This is a genomic window from Falsibacillus pallidus, from assembly GCF_050990905.1.
In the GTDB taxonomy this organism is placed as follows: domain Bacteria; phylum Bacillota; class Bacilli; order Bacillales; family DSM-25281; genus Falsibacillus; species Falsibacillus pallidus_A.
Genome location: NZ_CP158866.1, coordinates 426,256 through 444,788 on the forward strand (window position 1 = coordinate 426,256; position 18,533 = coordinate 444,788).

The window sequence follows — 18,533 nt, forward strand, 5'->3', positions numbered from 1 at the left end:
AGAAAAATGGAATCAAATAAAAGAATGGCTTATGTTGTGCTGGCGATGGCACTTGGCCTGTTCATGTCATCGCTGGATAATACCATCGTATCAGCGAGCATCAGCCAGGTCATTAAAGATATCGGCGGATTTGAAAAAATGAGCTGGATCTTTACTGCCTATATGCTTGCCTCTACCAGCACGATGCTCGTTTTTGGGAAAATGAGTGATTTATTTGGAAGGAAGCTGTTTTATTTAATAGGCATCAGCTTGTTTTTAATCGGTTCTGCCCTTTGCGGTACAGCACAGACGATTGATCAGCTGATTGCCTATCGTGTGATTCAAGGGGTAGGTTCAGGGGCAATATTCCCGATTTCCTTTACCATCATTTTTGCTATGTCTTCTGATCCTAAGCAGGCGGCCAAAATGTCCGGTGTCTTTGCAGGGATCTTTGGTATCTCTTCTGTGCTTGGACCGCAGATCGGAACGTGGATTTCTGAATCAGCCGTGCTTGGCTGGAGATGGTGTTTTTATGTTAATGTCCCGTTCGGCATCCTTTCAATTGTCACACTGCTATTAGCTCTGAAGGAGTCAAAATCGGATCAAAAGCCGAAAGTCGACTATCTTGGAACACTGCTGCTTGTTGCTTCCACAGTCCTTCTCCTGCTTGGACTCGAGTGGGGTGGAAAGGATTATGCGTGGGATTCTGTCCAGATCATCAGCATGTTCTCGGCTTCTGCCATTGCGATTGCCTTGTTCATTTTGGTGGAGAGAAAAGCGAAGGAGCCGATCTTGCCGCTTGGAATCTTTAAAAATAAAATGGTCCTTGGCACAAGCATCATTGTTTTCTGCCAGGGTGCCATCATGTTTTCGGCCATTACGTATCTGCCGATTCTTTCCGTTGCTGTCATGGGGAATGAGAACTCCAACAGCGTCCTTACCCCTATGATGTTTCCTATTATGATCGGTGCGATCGTTGGTGGTTTCCTCTGTACAAAAGTTCCATTCCGCACAATCATGATCATTTCAATGGCAGCGGGAATCGGGGAAGCATACATGCTCGGAACGATCACGCATGAAACGGCCAAATTGACCGTGACCCTTGTCATGATCGGGATGGGATTGATTGTGCTTGGTCCTTTGATGAGTGTCTCTCAAAATGCCGTGGCTCAAAATGTTGAGATGAAATACATTGGAATAGCATCATCCGTCGTCGGTTTCTGGCGCAGCATCGGCGGGGTCATGGGGGCAGCCATTACAGCAACGATCGTCAATAATTACTTGAAAGATAAAATGACGGCGTTTGCTGCTTCTTCTCAGATGCCTGCAGAGCAGGTTCAGAAATTAGCAAAGCCAGAGGTCCTGATGCAGAAAAATACAGCGCTGCCTCCTCAGATCATCGAATACATGAGAGGTGCTCTTGAAACGGCATTGCATCATGGATTTGTCTTGGCATTGATTGCGGGCATCATTGGCCTGTTTGTTTCGTTATTTGTAGGGGGAGAACGCTACATCATAGGTGCAAGGGCAGAAAAAGAAGTGAAGCCAAAAGGCGTCCCTGCTAACTGAATATAATTGAAATTCAACGAGCTGTCCTGAATAAATCAGGCAGCTTCTTTTTTTGACATGGAACATTCAACCTCAGGAAATAAGTGCTATAATTAGGAAGTTCAGTAATATTATATTTCGATAAAAATTCTGTTGCGGTCCTATTGAAGGAGAATTTGAATGAAGGAATTCAATCATATAGCGAATATCGTTTTATATAGATGGACGGTAGCACTGATTATTGCCATCATGGTGCTTGGAGTCTTGACCTCGCCTTCACTTTCGTGGAATGCTGGGATCATTATACAGTCATTTTTTGTGGTCGTCATTTCCGTTTTACTTATCATTTATCCAAAAAAAGAGTCCATCTTGCTTAGAAGCATTCTGATATTTACAATTGCAGGATACTTTTATACCTTTTTCATTTACTATCCGATGACAGCTTTAAATTTTATATTTATTGCCCTGCTTCCTGCCGTGGCAATCGGATTTTTTCATAAAAAGCTATTCTATACAATATGGATTCTGAATTTTGCCGGAGCTTTTGGTGCATTCCTATATGTTTATTTTGAAGAGGGGGATAAGTTTTCCTTCTTAAAGGGTGATTTTACAGGAAATGTGCTGGATTTTATCGGGGCGCAAATCATGCTCTATTTCATTTTCTTCATTACCAATAACCGAATCGATCGGATCGGTCAATATTACGATCATATCCAAAAGTCGGAGAGGCTGAAAATGACAGGGCAGCTTGCTGCGGCCGTGGCACATGAAATCCGTAATCCGATTGCGGTAGTCAAAGGGTTCCTGCAGTTATACCGGGAAGACCCGAATATCCCTGAATCGGCCAAAGAGCACTTTCAATTGATGCTTTTGGAGATGGATCAAGCAGAATCCGTCATACAGGATTTTCTTTCACTTTCAAAGCCTCATGATGAACATGCTTCTTTAGTTGACCTGCCTGAAACCTTGAAGAGTGTAACAGACCTTCTTCAGTCCTATGGATCCATCAACAACATCCAATTCATAGTGGATCAGGCAGAAGAGTCCTTTATTTATGGCAGCAAAGTAGAGCTCAAGCAGCTGCTCGTGAATATCATGAAGAACTCGATTGAAGCGATGAAAAACGGCGGGGAAATTCGAATTTCTTCCAGAACAGAAGGGGATTATGCTGTTGTAGAAATTGCAGATGAAGGGGTTGGGATGGACCCAGATGAAATAAAAGAACTTGGAACTCCGTTTTATTCCTTGAAGAGTTCGGGGACAGGCCTGGGGTTGATGATCTGCTACAATATTTTGGAGAAGTATGGCGGGAGCCTCGAATTTAAAAGTAAAAAAGGAGCAGGGACTACGGCCTTTTTGACATTTAAAAAAGCATAAAAAAATGAGGTGTCCAAGTGCAATGCATTTGGTACACCTTTTTTTGATGAGCTACTTATCTTCTATTACTTTCCCTTTCATCATGCGCTGAAACTTTTCGAGCTCTTTATCATGATGTTCAAGCTTTGTCACATGGTATGGGTGCTGATGGTTCTCAGTTTGCGCAGCAACACCTGCCTGCTTCCCTAAATCTACTCCAGGATCGTTTATAACGGTATCCAATTGTCCATCCCTATGAACGTCCATTTGGGTATTGGTATTTTGACTTTCTTTCGGCATCAACCTTCAACTCCTTTTTGGTTAGGATGATTTTCTGAGTGCTGAAATATGCACCTTGCTGCTTAAATAGTAAAGCCCTGATCTCCGATGGGGACTCAGGGCTTCTGCTGTTTTTATTTAAATATCGCAGAGATTTTCTGGATCTCTTCTTTTGTTAATTGAACGTCTAATGTCTGGAGATTGTTGACGACTTGTTCCGGTTTTTTCGCGCCTGGAATGAGGGCATCGATGGAGTCGACTGTAAGGTACCATGCCAAAACGAGGTGCGCTGTTTCAACATTTTTCGTCTCAGCGATCTGTTTCAACTGATCCACTTTCTCCAGGTTCTTCTCAAACTGCTCCCCTTGGAACATTGGGTTTTTAGCCCGGCCGTCCTGGAATGTAGTGTCCTTTGTGTATTTTCCGCCTAACAGTCCGGCAGCAAGAGGGAAGTAGGGAACAAAGGAAATCTGATTTTCAGCTGTATATGGCAGCAAGTCTTTTTCTGCCTGGCGTTTGAACAAATTATATTCTGATTGAAGGACATCTACGTATCCATCCTGGTTGGCTTCCTTCAATTGTTCAATCGAGAAATTAGAAACGCCGATTGCCTTGATTTTCCCTTCATCCTTCAATTCCTTCAACGCACCGACTGCTTCGTATTTCGGTGTATCTTCATCAGGGAAGTGGATATAGAAGAGGTCGATATAATCCGTTTGCAGCCTTCGGAGACTGTCCTCTACACATTGTTTTAAAAATGCAGGTGAATTATCTTTGATGATTTGATTGCCTGGCAAGATTTTATGGGCCCCTTTGGTAGCAATGACCATTTCAGAGCGGCAGCCTCTTTCTTTTATCACTTCGCCAATCAGTTCTTCTGACCGTTCAGGGCCGTAAATAAATGCGGTATCTAAGAAATTGATGCCATTTTCAATGGCGGTGCGCACAACATCTTTACCGACTTCTTCACTGAGATTCGGATAGATATTATGACCGCCGACTGCATTCGTTCCAAGTCCGATGGGATTTACAAAAAGTTCGGTTTTGCCTAATTTCACTTGCTTTGCCAACTCACTCATCTCCTTTTCACTTATAGGATTATGATAGCAAACAAGACAGAAACCACCAACTAAATGACCTTGTTCCGCTTAGTTTTCTTGAGCCATTTCCTTTGTCCGGCAGATGCTGCGGCGTATCCAATGATACTGACAGCATCCAAAGCGATCGCTCCGGACGTGAGCCAATAATGATCAAGATAAATTCCGGAAATGATGCCTGCCATACCAGCCAATCCGATGTATACCCAATGTTTCTTTTTGTTTTCGTAAATCCTGAATTCGAATTCATTGTATTGCTGTGACTCTTGTAGGGAAAGCATCTTCTTCGGGGCTTGCAGGTAATCTGATACATGATGGACAATCTGGAAAATCGGCTGGGTATTCATCCATTTATAGAAGAGTTCCCACTTGCTCGTCCCCGATTTTTTCAGCCAGTCCATGAATGCCGGCTTGATGATGGACAACGTTTCTTGATCAGGTGAAATGATGTGGATCATGCCTTCAATCGTCACGAATGAACGGCCAAGAAAGATGAACCGCGTCGGAACTTGGACTGGCAGTGTTTTGAATAAATCATTGATTTCTTTTTTTGCTGTAAATAAGTCCATTTCTTTCATTTGCTGCATATCGAGTGAAAGGGCATCTTCTAAAAGCTTTACAATCAATTCCTCATCAGCATCCGGCAGAAGGAATCCAAGCTGATTTAATGCTTTGGTCGCTTTTGAATAGTTTTTCATCAAGATGCCTTCCAATAGCTCTTGGAAATGGGCGGCATCCTTGCGGGAAATTTCCCCGATCATTCCGAAATCCAGCAGGGCGATGGTGCCATCCTTCAAAAGGAGTACATTTCCTGAATGGGGGTCTGCATGAAAGATGCCCGGTTCAAGCCATTGTGGGAGGAAGAGGCGAAAAAGCCTTTCGGATAGTTCATCCCTGTTGATGGACGGCTGGCTGAGCGCCTCGATGCTCGTGATCCGCTCACCATCAAGCCATTCCATGACCAATACTTTCGGCGTGCAATGACTCGGATAGACCTCAGGGATCTTCACTCCCACTTCTTCTTGGAACCTCTGCCTAAACGTTTGAGCGGATTCCATTTCTTTTTGAAAATCCAGCTCTCGTTCAATGACCTCTTTCAATTCCTGATACAGTTTTTTGAAATTGATAAAACCTTTAGGAACAGGTGCGAAGTGATCGGCAAACCAGATGATGATGGCCAATGAACGAAAATCCGTTTTCACAATCGATTCGATGGATGGGCGCTGGACTTTCACAGCCACCTTTGTGCCATCGGGAAGGAATCCCCGATACACCTCTCCGATAGAGGCGGAAGCGATGGCTGTTGGTTCGATGGAATGCATCATCCCTTCAATCGGCTTCTCCCACTCTGATTCGAGGACCTTCTCGATCTCTTCCCATTCGGAAGGGGGGACATGGTCGATAAGGTCTTGAATTTGACTGACGAAACCATTTGGCAGAAGGTCAGCCCGTATACTGAGGAATTGGCCAACCTTGATCAGGACGCCTTTTAACTCAAACAGGGTATCTTTGAATTCCTGTCCAATATGCTCCCATAAAAGATCTTTTTCTTTTTCCGATTTCCGGGTGATTCGATACCAATAAACTCTGATGACAATGGAAAGGGCCAATGAAAGGACCTTCCACATTCTCCATAGCTTTCTTTCAGTTTTCACAGGGGGCACCCCTTTAAACGTATTGTAAAATCGTATCTACATACGTTTAATCGTAAGCGAAAGTTCCCTTGATGGCAAAAAAAAACACCATACACAAAACTGTGCATGATGCGCTTAAAATCCAAACAGTAATGTAAGGATATTCTTTTTCCTTCGTTTCATCGGGAGTTTTTCCTGATCCAGAACAAGAGGATGTTCAGGGGAGGAAGGCTTCCTGCTGCCCGGCTGCTTCTTTTCTAATGCCTCGACACGCTCCTGAAGTCTCTTCACTTCTTCTTCCAGTTCTTCGATTTCCCTGCGATGAGTCAATAGCTGATAAGATACGACCGTATCCGCCTTGCTATGTACTAATTGTTCAAGGCTGGAAAGGCGGTCGAGGATTTTTTGACTGTCGGCTGCTTCCGGTTCTTTCTTGACGACGACTGCTGAACCCTTGCGTTTATTTACTTTGGAAAGTTTGACGTCTTGGAGAATGACTCCGTTCTGAAGCTGTTTATGAATCGTTTTAAATACCGCGACATCATCTTCTGTAAAGGAGTAGTGGCCAATTTCATTCCGTTCCATTTCAAGATCCAGCTGTTTGATCCACCGCTGGACGGTGCTTGGTGAAACCCCTAAAAGATTTGCGACATAACTCGTATTCATCTTAAATCCCCTCCCTTGAAATATGGTTTTCTATGGAGGAGATGCAAAATCCTTTCCGTACGACAAAACAAGTTTTTCTTCGCCAAAGAAAGTGTTCATCCAACGAATTTCACTCAAACTTGTCGAAAAATCCTGTTGCTATCAATACCCTTTTGAATAGTCCAACAGGTTGATACGAGGATCATTGCCTGCGATATAATCTTTTAAATTGGGGATGAAGATCTCCTGGATGAGACGGCTGTTGTAGTGTTCCGTCGACCCAGCTGTATGAGGGGTAATGATCACGTTCTCCATTTCCCATAAAGGACTCTTTTCCTCAAGCGGCTCCTTCTCGAATACATCAAGTCCGGCCCCAGCGATTTCCCCTTCTTGAAGGGCTTGAATCATCTCTTTTTCATCGATGATATCCCCGCGTCCGATATTGATTAAATAGGCAGTGGATTTCATCTGATTGAACTGATCCCGGCCGATTAGATGATGCGTCTTTTCCGTCAACGGCAATGCCACAACCACATAATCGCATTGGGGAAGAAGGGACGAAAGCCCGTCCATCGTATACATTTCATCAAAATAATCTTCCTGCTCCCCGGAATTCCTCAAGCCAAGAACTTTCATTCCAAATGCCTTGGCAATTTTCGCTGTTTCCTTTCCAATCGCCCCCGTGCCTAAAATCCCGATGTTCTTGCCATGGATTTCAAGGCTCAGGCTGGCGTGATGCCATTTTTTCTCCCGCTGGTTCCGTACATAAGCGTGAATCTTCCTTGTCAGCCCCAACATGAGGGCGAAAATCGTTTCGGAAATAGGATACGAATGAACGCCGTTTGCACTTGTGACAGCAACATTTTTAGACTGCAATTCACTCAATGGCAGGCTGTTCACACCTGCACTCCACGTCTGCAGCCATTTCAGATCGGCATTGTGTGTCAGGCAATGTGATTCCAATCCTTTTTTCCACCCTGCGATAATTTCAGCTTCTTCGATATGGGGTTCCCAGACGGATGAATCTTTTCCTGCGATGACTTTCCATTCTGGAGCTGCTTCCTTCACTTTCTCCAGCAGGTCCTTATCTAAATCATGTGTGATGACTAATTTCTGTGGATTCATACGGCACCTCGTCTTTTTTTCTTTCATTTTAACAGAATATAGTGAACATTAATGTTTGAGAGTATTTTTAAAAGTTCTGTTGCACAATATCTGGAAATATCATATTATATAACCAGTGGTTAGTAACCATTGGTTAGTAAATAGGAGATGAGAGTTAAATGAAAAATAAAAAAGAGCTCCGCGCGGAAGAAACGAGGAAGAAAATCCTTTCTGCCGCTGGAGATTTATTTTCAGAAAAAGGATACAATGCAGTATCAATCAGAGAAATTGCCAAAGAGGCAGGATGTTCCCATACGGCAATCTATCTTTATTTCCATGATAAAGAAACGTTATTATACGAGCTTTCTATGCCACATCTCATGCAGTTGAGAAAAAGACTGGAGCTGACTTTAAAGAAGGAAGATTTGACTCCTGAAATAAAACTGAAAGAGATAGGAATGAATTTTATCCTATTCGGCCTTGAACTTGGAAATATGTACGACATCTTCCTTAAAGCAAATGCATCTAGAGTGGATGAGGCAGCACCTGTGGAAGAAATCAATGAATTACGGATTTCTTTATTTCGGCTTTTAAGGGAAGCCATTGGCGAATATCTTTCAATTGAAAGCAGCGACCAGCTTCTGGCTTATGCGAGGATTTATTTCTATACCCTGCATGGAATCATTACAACTTATACACCACTGGGAGAACCGTTGGAAGAGCTGAGGAACAGGCTTGGCCAGACATTTGAAGAAGCAATTGATATTCTCCTATTGGGGTTTAAAGAAAAAAGGGGAACCGGGAAATGAAAGTAGAGAAGATTTCAACACATATTTGGAGCTTGAAAACCTGGATGATCATTCCGATTCATGTATGGCTGGTCAAAGACAAGGATGAAGTAACGCTTGTCGATGCAGGTATATCCACCATGGCTAAAGGGGTTTTGAAACAAGTGGATGCAATAGGGCTCGGGCAGCTGAAAAGGATTGTATTGACTCATGGCCATTCAGACCATACAGGCAGCATCGAAAAAATAAGAAAGGAATTAGATATTCCTGTGTATGTCCATTCTATTGAAATCCCTTATATGGAAGGTGATTTGGCTTATCCAGGGAGAAAAAAGGCTGCAGCATCCGTCAAAAAAGGAATTGTCGAAGGACTTCCCCTGGGAGAGGATGGAGAATTGGCATCAATAGGAGGGCTGATCCCGTATTTGACCCCAGGACATTCTCCCGGACATGTCGTGTATTTCCATAAAGAAGATGGTGTATTGCTTGCAGGAGATCTTTTTACATCGAAAAAAGGCAAATTGAACCGGCCCATGCCCATGTTTACAGCAGATATGAAAACGGCTATAAACAGCAGCCAGATTTTGAGGGAATTAAATCCTGCCAGGGTAGAAGTCTGCCACGGAGATGCAGTAATAAATCCGGCCAGCCAGCTGGATGAATATATAAGGAAATTTGGATAATCAAAATGAGAGATGGATAAACAATTAGAATGGGGTGTACAGAATGTCTATCTTAAAAGGAGCCATTGCGGGTGTCTTCTTTTTTCTTGAACTAGCAGCGCTGATATCGCTGGGTTATTGGGGATTTACGGTTGATAAAGGGTTCCCGATGAAGCTGGTTTTGGGAATTGGCGCTCCCCTAGCTGCCGCCTTTATTTGGGGTGCGTTCGTTGCTCCTAAAGCTGAATGGCTGGCCGCTCTTCCGGTGAAAATTCTTTTGCAGATACTGGTATTCGGCTCTGCGGGGATTGCCTTATATGGAGCTGGTCATGGAAGGATTGCCGTGGCGTACATGGTGATTGCTGCTATTGAAATCCTGCTTATGCACACTATGAAAATATAAAAACGTTGACAAAGTAAAAGTTTAGTAGTAATTTATTGACTATAAATACTTTAACACTTAAAAGCGTTTTAGCGTTTAAGTGTATTGGTGGATAAATAGAAATAGCCTAGCATTCAGAGTAGTCCCTGCGAAACAGCAAGAAGAGACTGGACGGTCGGTGAGAGTCCAGGTTTGGCAGAGCGGCGAATTACACATGCAGTTTTTTTAGGCTTTTGTCAAAGAGTGGACAGGTAAATGAACCTGTTAATTAGGGTGGTACCGCGGAGAGCTTCTTCGTCCCTTGCTAGGGATGAGTGGGCTCTTTTTTATTTATTATTTTATTCAAAGGAGAGAAAAGAAAATGAATCAAGCGATAACCGCGACGAAAAGAATACCAAGGCATCTGCAGAAATATGTGGTCGATCAACAGTATGAAAAATACTCTCCAATCGACCAGGCGGTTTGGCGCTATGTCATGAGGCAGAATCATCATTTCCTGAAAGACGCAGCACATCCTGCCTACACTGGAGGATTGAAATCTTCAGGCATTTCCATAGAAAGAATCCCGAATGTTGATGACATGAACGAGGCACTTTCTCCATTCGGATGGGGGGCAGCAAATATTGACGGTTTTATCCCGGGCGTCGTATTCTTCGACTTCCAAGCGCATGGCATCCTGCCGATTGCATCGGATATCCGCAAACTGGAGAACATTCAGTATACTCCTGCGCCAGATATCATCCATGAAGCAGCCGGACACGCTCCAATCTTGTGTGAAGAGAAATTCTCTGAGTATGTGAAGCTGTTCGGGGAAATCGGTTCAAAAGCATTGGCTACAAAAGAAGAACATGATTTATTCGAGGCTGTCAGAACGTACTCCAATTTGTTGGAAAGCGGCTCAGCAACCAAAGAACAAATTGAACAGGCAGAGGCAGAAGTGGAAAAAAGACAGGCGGCAGTCGTCGAGCTTTCGGAAGCCGAGCAAATTTCGCGCCTGTACTGGTGGACGGTTGAATACGGAATGATCGGCACGGTCGACGACCCGAAAATCTACGGTGCCGGACTTCTATCATCTGTGTCAGAGGGTAGGAACAGCCTGTCTCCTTCAGTAGAGAAAATTCCTTTTGAATTGGAAAAAGTGATCAACACAAGCTTTGACATCACAAAGCCCCAGCCGCAGCTTTTTGTATGCGAAAATTTCGAGCAATTGATTGACGCGGTTAATGAATTCAGCAAGACGATGGCTGCCCATAAAGGTGGGACCGAAAGCCTTGAAAAAGCAATAAGGTCCGGACATACCGCTACCTTCCAATTCTCCTCCGGCCTTCAAGTGACCGGTACACTCGAAACACTCGAAAAAGATGGAGCAGGTGAAGCAGTCTACATGAAAACTGTCGGGCCGACTGCTTTGGCATTCGAAAACAAAGAAATCACTGGCCATGGCAAAAGTTATCATTTTGACGGGTTTGGTGCACCAATCGGAAAGCTGAAGAATACCGAATGTTCGTTGGAAAAAATGAATGATCAGCAGCTGAAATCACTTGGAATTGAGGAAGGTGCAGACTGCCGCTTGGATTATGAAAGTGGAGTAGTCGTAGAGGGGACTGTGAAGAAAATCCTGTGGAAAAACGGTTCGCCGATTCTAATCAGTTTCACAGACTGTAGGGTACACTTCGGTGATAAAGTTCTCTTTGATCCTGCCTGGGGAGAGTTCGATCTCGCTGTAGGGGAAGAAGTCGTTTCTGTCTTTGCTGGTGCAGCAGATTCGGAGCAATTCTTTGCAGATCTGGAAGAGGTTGAGCAAAAACCGCTTGAAAAAAGGGAGTGGACGCCTCTAGAACAGCTGTATGGAGAAGTTCGTGGCATGAGGGAGGATGGAGTGGATATTCCTGCACTGCAGCGGATCATTGGGCAATTGACTTCGGAGTTCCCACATGACTGGCTGCTGCGAGTGGAAATCATGGAAATCTTAAGAGACAGCACTCTTCTTTTGGATGAACAGGAGTTGATCTCAAAGCAGCTGGAGGAAATCAAACTTTTGGATGAAGAATGGAAGGTTCTGATTGAAAGAGGTTTGAAATTGGCGGAATGATTCGGTGGTTTTGGGCTATGGGCGAACTGCAGGGGATATGATGTATAATGAATGGAAGAAACTAATCATATTCGGAGTGTGTCCCCATGTATTTAACAATTGAAGAAACAGCACAATATTTGTCCATGCCGGAATCCTATATAGAATCATTGATATTGGCCAACAGGATTCGCGCCGTCCACGACGGATCTCAATATCTCGTTAATAAGGATCAGTTCAATAACCATCTGGAGCAAATGGAGAAATATAAGAAGCAGATGATGGAATACTTGAATGAACCGATTCCGGAAGACATCGATATCAAGGACGAGGACTGAAGCAGCTGTTCAATGAGCCGAAAACCCAATTGTGGTTTTCGGCTTTTTTTGGGCTGGGAGTGCTGTACGAATGGTGAAGTGGGCGGATTGTCTTTCATAAAAAGGAAGTTTGGTGCCGCACTTTGGCGAGTCTCTGTTATTTTGTGGCGGTGGCGCATAAGAGTGGTGGTTTCGCGCATAGGGTTAGTTTTTGGCGCATAAGCGGGGATCACTCGCGCATAGGAGGGTGATTTTGATTCATAGAGGACCCAAAGTGGCGCATAGAGGAGATCCGGGACTACTGAGAGCCCCATTTGAAGGGCCATTCCGGGCTATTTTGGAGCAGGTTGCACTGGAATTTTGTGCAGGGATAGCCGAAAGACGCTTTTTTGTCGGATTTTCCTTGGTTGGATCATGAAATTGTAGAGATTTGAAGGGATTTGAAAAAAGCAGCTGTCGGGCTGCTTTTTTGATTTGTTCAAATTTATGGGCTTGAGAGTGGTGGCGCATAAGAGTGGTGGTTTCGCGCATAAGCTTTGTTTTTGGCGCATAAGCGGGGATCACTCGCGCATAGGAGCCTGCTTTTGATTCATAAAGGACCCAAAGTGGCGCATAGAGGCCATCCGGGACTACTGCGAGCCTCATTTGAAGGGCCATCTCGGGCAATTTTGGGGAGGGTTCCAATGAAATTTTGTGCAGGGATAGCCGGAAGACGCTTTTTTGCCGGATTTTCCTTGGTTGGATCATGAAATTGTAGAGATTTGAAGGGATTTGAAAAAAGCAGCTGTCGGGCTGCTTTTTTGATTTGTTCAAATTTATGGGCTTGTGAGGGGTGGCGCATAAGAGTGGTGATTTCGCGCATAGGAGGGTGATTTTGATTCATAAAGGACCTAAAGTGGCGCATAAGAGCGATCCGGGACTACGGCGAGCCCCATTTGAAGGCCCATTTCGGGCAATTTGGAGCAGGTTGCACTGGAATTTTCCCTTTGGCTCGCCAAAATGGACCTCAAACGCCGCACATTGCCGGGTTTTCAGCGCACTTTTGTGTTTAACCGCCCTACTTTCTCTACGACCCCCTAATTCCTTTGGACACTTTTGTATTGGAAACAGTACACTAGAATCAAGAAAAACTCAGGAAGTAGGGAGGGGACTTTAAGTGTCATATAAGAAGTTTGAAGCTCTTGAAGAAGTTAAAAAAAAGTATGTTCGAATGGCACTGGAAAATGGCAATTACTCATCCATTGCGCGTAGTGCTGGTGTTGATCGTTCTACTTTGGCGAGATGGGTTAAGGTGTATGAGGATGAAGTACGTGACCAAATGGAGGATCCAGCTTCGGCTATTTTATCAACTGAACCCTCTAAAGAAGAATTAAAAGCAAAATATGAACAGGCCATGAAGCTACTTGGTGAAAAAGAACTTGAAGTTGCGATGCTTAGAAACTTACTAAAAAAAACCCAATACCGGCCCTAGCGGTCTTAGAAGAGGTTCGACTATGGGCAAAGGAGGGGTTTCGAATTTCTAAGCTATCGGAGATAACAGGAGTGAACAGGTCCCTTTATTACTACCACAATGGTACTGAAGAGGTTGTTGATAACGAGGAGAAAAGAGGGCGCCCTATCCCGGGATATTCTAAGAAAAACTCCGGGGAAATTATTTCAGATGAGCAGATTGAGGAATTCTTGATGGAGGCCGTTGAGGGAGACGGTGCCACATATGGTGTAAAGAACTTGACTCAATTACTTAAGGATGAACATGATCTTCAAATCAATCATAAAAAGGTAGCTAGGTTATGTAGGAAATTAGGTATTCTCCTTCCTCAGCGAACGGGTAACCCTAAGTATCCAAAACGGTTGGTCCGCAATCGACACATCACGGGTCCTAATCAACTATGGCAACTGGATATCAAATACGGTTCTATTTCAGAAAGCCGAAGGTTTTTCTTTGTAGCGTGTGCTATTGATGTTTTTGATCGTGCCATCGTTGGGTATTACCGAGGACCGAAATGTACAGCCAAGGATATAACCGGCATGCTAAATGAAGCTATTATAAGGCGTAGTTTACAGGTTTTAGAGGAAACGAATGAGCATTGTATTGTAATCAGAACTGATAATGGACCTCAATTTGTTAGTAACTTATTTGGTGAATTTTGTGAGGTAAATAACATTTTTCATGAAAGGATTCCACCAAGATCACCAAACTACAATGCATATATCGAATCTTTTTTTAGTATTTTAGAGCGTGATATATTCAGACGATTTGAATTCAGCTATTTCGATGAGGCCTATTATGAAATTGATGACTTCATAGAATTTTATAACCATCGCAGATATCATGGCAGCCTCGGAAGAATGTCGCCTACAAAGTTTCGAGAAAAATACAAAGATATTGGTTTCCCAAAAGAAATGTCTTTAAAACTTTAACAAGCAATGTCCTTTCCTTCTTCACTTTTCATAAAAAGTGAAGAAGGAAAGGACAAAAAATAAGAAACTAAGAATGGACCAGATTCTTGAAGTAAACGTCAGGAATTAGGGGGTCAAACCGCTTTTCCAGGTAACCCCCGCACTTTTCGGCATAACCGCCCAACTATCCATATTATGGAATATAAAAACCCCTAATCAAGCCAATCCCCGTGTCCCCACTGCTTTCCCTTTCCAGATTTGAGCCAATAGGACCATGCCTCTCAGGTATATGAAGGAGGAAACTGAATAGATTTATAGACGAAGGAAATTTTTAAAAGACAAATAGAAACGATGGGGGATCTATGAAAAAGGTAAAATGGCTAACGTCGGTTTTGATCGTGTGCAGCCTCATTGGGCTGACGGGGTGCTCTGAAAAGACAGCGAAGGAAAAAGAACTGGAGAAAAAGGTGGCAGAGCTCCAGCAGCAGATTGATGAGCTGAAGAGGGAGAAGGAAAAAGCCGAGAAAGAGCAAGCACCGGAAGAAAAAGGGGAACAGGAGGAGCAAACGGGGCTGGTTGAGGTGATCAATCCATTAACCAAGGAAATCATTAAAACTATCGACCCGAAAGAAATGGGGTATTTAACGGATCGGACGGCCTATGAGAAAGAGATTGCCGAGTGGGCAAAAAATGCGGCAAGGGGAACCAAGCAGGCAGAAGGATTCGATCAACGGATGTACCCTGACAAAATTGGAGCGGATGGGCAGGTCATAAAAGGGAAACCGAGGATGATCCTGGAGGAATCTGATCTGGTGTCGAAGGTCATTGAAGCATCTGAAAAAGGCGGAAAAGTGGAGCTGCCGCTGACTGTTTCGGCGAGCGGATATAAGCCAGATGAGGCTGCTCTCCTTGGCGAAGTTGTCATTGCTTCGTATACAACCCAATTTGATAGCAGTGTCGCCGGCAGGTCCAAAAATGTTGAGCTGTCTGCAGATGCCATCAACAACGTCATTGTAGGGGTCGGCGATATTTTCTCCTTTAATACCACAGTGGGGCCAAGTGATGCGGAGCATGGATATCAAAAAGCAAAAGAGGCAGTTGGTGGAAAGTTGGTGGACGGCATTGGTGGTGGGATATGCCAGACATCATCCACTCTTTATAATGCGGTTGACCAAATCGGCGTTTCCTATGTAGAAAAGCATCATCATTCTGTGCATGTGGGGTATGTTCCAACAGGAAGGGATGCGACCGTCTCCTATGGCGGATTGGATTTCCGTTTTCAAAATTCAACAACTGCCCCGTTTTTGCTGAAAGCCTATGTGAAAAATGGCAGTTTGACCGTTGAAGTGAGGACTTCAAAAGCACATAAAGGGGAGTTTACTGTTCATTGATAAGGGACAAAAGGCGACTTTTATCTCTATGAATCTACAAGGATGGTTCTTCATCAAACGTTTGATTAAAAAAGGAAAAATGATTGAGGCAACAATGATAAGCCCATTTTTTTACCGCGGAAATTGTCTGATCGGTGCTGCTTGCCGGTCCGGACATTCGCGGTAATTTTTTTTGCATTTTTTTCTTGACTTAGAGTCAGCTCTAAGTTGTAAGCTAGCAGTAATTAACAGAAAGGAAGATGATTGAAATGTATTCAATCAGTGAAACGGCCGGAATGACCGGTATTAGCACATACACTTTGAGATATTATGAGAAGATTGGCCTTCTGCCTTCCCCGGATCGTCAGAATGGTAGAAAACGGAGCTACACGGAAGGTGATTTGAAGTTAGTATCTTTCATCAAAAGTTTAAAAGATACCGGGATGTCTTTAGAGGATATTCAAGAATTTATTAAAGGAGGTTGTATATTGGATCAAATCAAAACGTCAGAAAAAGGTGAGCTATATCCCTCTTTGAATAAAAGGATCGATATTCTTACGAAGCATATAAAGGAGTTGCACCGGAAAAAAGCAGAACTTGAAGACATCATATCCACAGCGAATGTAAAACTGGGAATCTATCAAGAGCTGTTGGCTGAAGAAAATGAAGGAGAGGATAAATAGCATGAAACATTCCTTGACCTATTTATCTCTAGTAGGATTTGCTGTCATCACTGGTGCGACATTCAACTTGGCAAAGTACACAGTTGAATTCTTTTCCCCTTCAAGTGCGGCTGCCTGGCGATTCGGCATCGCAGCGGTTGTTATGCTTCTCATCATGTGGAAGAGGGAAGGAATTCGTCTGCACCATTTTAAACAAAACGGGAAAACGTTCCTTTTGCTCGGAATCATTGGGATTTTCGGCTTTAATGCACTATTCTTTTTGGGACTTCAACACACTTCTGCCATCAATGGCGCTTTGATTATGGGGACCAATCCTGTATTATCAACGATTTTGGCCCGCTTTATTTTGAAAGAAAAAATCACAGCCAACCAGAGTGCCGGGGTCATTCTTGCTTTGATTGGAGTTGGGCTCGTTATTACGCACGGATCGATGGATGTCATTAAAAATCTTTCTTTTTCCATCGGGGATTTCATTATAATGATGGGGAATCTTTGTTGGGCACTTTATGGGGTGTTGGGCAGGAAGTTTGTGAAGAGCAGTTCGTCTCTTGCCACAACCACTTATACAATGGTGATTGGGGCAGGGGCACTCATCCTGCTTTCACTGTTTTCTGACCAGCCTGCCTCTCAAGAAATCCCGCTGGGAGCATGGGGTTCTATAGTTTTCATGGCTTTATTTACAAGTGTCTTGGGCTATTTGTGGTGGAATAGAGCCATCCAGGTCATTGGCATTGGAAAGACATCTTTATTCTTTAACCTTGTACCGGTGGTCACGATGACTATTTCTGCTGTATCGGGCATAGGGGTGGAAGGGATACAACTGGCAGGGGCTGCTCTTGTCATTGCCGGGGTTCTTACTTCCTCAGGGATAATTAGTAAAATGTTCATTTCAAAAACAGAAGTTCAGCTGCTATCGAAAGAGGCGGATTGAAATCATTGACTTCCACAGTTCCCATCAATATGATTATGGGAAAAAGGCAAATAGGATTGATTTGCCAAAGGGAGAATCTTGAATGAATAGCCGGATGATTGGCATGTTTCTTTTGATGCTCATTGCAGTTGTCGGATTGAATTTTTATATTGGATGGCATCTTCTGATTTTTATGAAGGCACTCGGTGGTGGAGTTCCAGCCGCGCTTTATTGGCCGATCTTCGCCATCGTATCTTTAGGATATTTATTCGGCCGGGTGCCGGGTCCGAAGTGGCTCCTTCCACTTTTCCGCTTATTCAAAGTGATCGGTTCTTACTATTTTGCCGTGATGGAGTTTGGGATCATTCTGCTATTAGGCACTGATATTGTGTACGGCATACTCCTGCTTTTAGGTCATTTGCCAAGTGATTATGTGCTGTGGGCAGGATGGATCGTTTTGATTCTTCTAACTGGACTCATGCTTTGGGGGACGAGGAATGCGTGGAGTACCGTCATTCGCGACTACCCTATTGAGGTTCAAAAAGGTGCTGTTGGACTAAATCCTTCTTTAAGAATTGCCGCTGCTTCCGATATCCATTTGGGCAATATTGTCGGGAATAGGCATTTAAAGAGGATGGTCGACCGCATCAATGATCTCAAGCCGGATTTGATTCTTCTTCCTGGCGATGTAATCGATGACAGTATTGAGCCGTTTCTCCGCAATAAAATGAGTGAGACACTCAAGCATTTGAAAGCCAAATATGGAGTCTATGCAGTGCTTGGTAACCACGAGTACTACGGTGGCCATATCGAACAATATGTCGACGAAATGAAGAAGATCGGAATAAAAGTCCTGAGGGATGAAGTCGTGGAAGTTGAGACGGAAGCGGGATCAGTAGTCATTGCGGGGCGGAAGGATAAAACCGCAGAAAGCATGGATCCCGTGGGAAGAAAGCCTGTGGGTGAGTTTCTTTCCGGTGTTGCCCCTTCACGCTTTATCATCATGATGGATCATCAGCCATACGGATTTGCTGCAGCTGCAGATGCCGGTGTGGACCTGCTTTTGTGCGGGCATACACACAGGGGGCAGTTCGCGCCAAACCACTGGCTGACCGGTAGGCTTTTTGAACTCGATTGGGGATACATGAAGAAGAACGAAATGCATGTGGCTGTTTCATCCGGCTACGGCACATGGGGGCCTCCAATCAGGATTGCAAGCAGGTCTGAAATCATGAAGATTGATGTGGGATTTTTGAATTGATTTGCCGATAAAATACAAAAAAAGCAGCCGGGAAGGCTGCTTTTTTT

18 protein-coding genes are annotated in these 18,533 nt (G+C 43.9%); 13 read left to right on the forward strand and 5 right to left on the reverse strand.

Going from position 1 to position 18,533, the window contains the following annotated elements; genetic code table 11:
• The first annotated feature begins 6 nt into the window (after positions 1 to 6).
• Positions 7 to 1,548 (forward strand): MFS transporter, encoded by a 1,542-nt coding sequence (locus ABTV07_RS02275; protein ID WP_433746952.1) that lies wholly within the window; start codon positions 7 to 9, stop codon positions 1,546 to 1,548.
• 159 nt (positions 1,549 to 1,707) lie between these two features.
• Positions 1,708 to 2,904: an ATP-binding protein gene (locus ABTV07_RS02280; protein WP_433746955.1), complete on the forward strand. Its 1,197-nt coding sequence runs from the start codon at positions 1,708 to 1,710 to the stop codon at positions 2,902 to 2,904.
• Between the two features lie 51 nt (positions 2,905 to 2,955).
• Here the strand turns inward: ABTV07_RS02280 and ABTV07_RS02285 are convergent, their stop codons facing one another.
• The 5 genes from ABTV07_RS02285 to ABTV07_RS02305 all read right to left on the reverse strand — a co-directional run bounded on the left by ABTV07_RS02285 (position 2,956) and on the right by ABTV07_RS02305 (position 7,663).
• Positions 2,956 to 3,183, reverse strand: coding sequence for a hypothetical protein (locus tag ABTV07_RS02285; RefSeq protein WP_433746958.1), 228 nt, complete (start codon positions 3,181 to 3,183; stop codon positions 2,956 to 2,958).
• 113 nt (positions 3,184 to 3,296) lie between these two features.
• The gene (locus ABTV07_RS02290; protein ID WP_433746961.1) at positions 3,297 to 4,232 is read right to left on the reverse strand and encodes an aldo/keto reductase; all 936 of its coding nucleotides are present in this window, start codon (positions 4,230 to 4,232) and stop codon (positions 3,297 to 3,299) included.
• Between the two features lie 59 nt (positions 4,233 to 4,291).
• Positions 4,292 to 5,914, reverse strand: coding sequence for an ABC1 kinase family protein (locus ABTV07_RS02295; protein WP_433746964.1), 1,623 nt, complete (start codon positions 5,912 to 5,914; stop codon positions 4,292 to 4,294).
• Between the two features lie 114 nt (positions 5,915 to 6,028).
• Positions 6,029 to 6,559: a MerR family transcriptional regulator gene (locus tag ABTV07_RS02300; protein WP_433746967.1), complete on the reverse strand. Its 531-nt coding sequence runs from the start codon at positions 6,557 to 6,559 to the stop codon at positions 6,029 to 6,031.
• 141 nt (positions 6,560 to 6,700) lie between these two features.
• A complete protein-coding gene (locus tag ABTV07_RS02305; protein WP_433746970.1) occupies positions 6,701 to 7,663 on the reverse strand; it encodes a D-2-hydroxyacid dehydrogenase in 963 nt (320 codons plus the stop codon).
• A gap of 158 nt (positions 7,664 to 7,821) precedes the next feature.
• Between ABTV07_RS02305 and ABTV07_RS02310 the strand changes: the two genes are divergently transcribed.
• From ABTV07_RS02310 to ABTV07_RS02360, 11 genes are all read left to right on the forward strand, one after another.
• Positions 7,822 to 8,451: a TetR/AcrR family transcriptional regulator gene (locus tag ABTV07_RS02310; RefSeq protein ID WP_433746973.1), complete on the forward strand. Its 630-nt coding sequence runs from the start codon at positions 7,822 to 7,824 to the stop codon at positions 8,449 to 8,451.
• Positions 8,448 to 9,113, forward strand: coding sequence for an MBL fold metallo-hydrolase (locus tag ABTV07_RS02315; RefSeq protein ID WP_433746976.1), 666 nt, complete (start codon positions 8,448 to 8,450; stop codon positions 9,111 to 9,113). Before ABTV07_RS02310 ends, ABTV07_RS02315 begins: the two co-directional genes overlap by 4 nt.
• Positions 9,114 to 9,156: 43 nt before the next feature.
• Entirely contained in the window at positions 9,157 to 9,495 is a 339-nt protein-coding gene (locus tag ABTV07_RS02320; protein WP_433746979.1) for a YrdB family protein, read from the forward strand.
• Between the two features lie 352 nt (positions 9,496 to 9,847).
• Positions 9,848 to 11,566: an aromatic amino acid hydroxylase gene (locus tag ABTV07_RS02325; protein WP_433751053.1), complete on the forward strand. Its 1,719-nt coding sequence runs from the start codon at positions 9,848 to 9,850 to the stop codon at positions 11,564 to 11,566.
• Between the two features lie 86 nt (positions 11,567 to 11,652).
• Positions 11,653 to 11,883, forward strand: coding sequence for an excisionase family DNA-binding protein (locus ABTV07_RS02330; RefSeq protein ID WP_433746982.1), 231 nt, complete (start codon positions 11,653 to 11,655; stop codon positions 11,881 to 11,883).
• A 1,135-nt stretch (positions 11,884 to 13,018) separates the two neighbouring features.
• Positions 13,019 to 13,333, forward strand: coding sequence for a transposase (locus tag ABTV07_RS02335; protein WP_433744315.1), 315 nt, complete (start codon positions 13,019 to 13,021; stop codon positions 13,331 to 13,333).
• Positions 13,334 to 13,404: 71 nt separating this feature from the next.
• Positions 13,405 to 14,283 carry an IS3 family transposase gene (locus ABTV07_RS02340; protein WP_433744312.1) on the forward strand — a complete coding sequence of 293 codons (879 nt, stop codon included), beginning with the start codon at positions 13,405 to 13,407 and terminating at the stop codon, positions 14,281 to 14,283.
• A 341-nt stretch (positions 14,284 to 14,624) separates the two neighbouring features.
• Positions 14,625 to 15,653: a VanW family protein gene (locus ABTV07_RS02345; RefSeq protein ID WP_433746984.1), complete on the forward strand. Its 1,029-nt coding sequence runs from the start codon at positions 14,625 to 14,627 to the stop codon at positions 15,651 to 15,653.
• A gap of 242 nt (positions 15,654 to 15,895) precedes the next feature.
• A complete protein-coding gene (locus ABTV07_RS02350) occupies positions 15,896 to 16,315 on the forward strand; it encodes a MerR family transcriptional regulator (protein ID WP_433751055.1) in 420 nt (139 codons plus the stop codon).
• A gap of 1 nt (position 16,316) precedes the next feature.
• Complete coding sequence (locus ABTV07_RS02355) at positions 16,317 to 17,246, forward strand: DMT family transporter (RefSeq protein ID WP_433746987.1); 930 nt, start codon at positions 16,317 to 16,319, stop codon at positions 17,244 to 17,246.
• A gap of 457 nt (positions 17,247 to 17,703) precedes the next feature.
• Positions 17,704 to 18,486, forward strand: coding sequence for a metallophosphoesterase (locus ABTV07_RS02360; protein ID WP_433751058.1), 783 nt, complete (start codon positions 17,704 to 17,706; stop codon positions 18,484 to 18,486).
• Positions 18,487 to 18,533 lie beyond the last annotated feature (47 nt).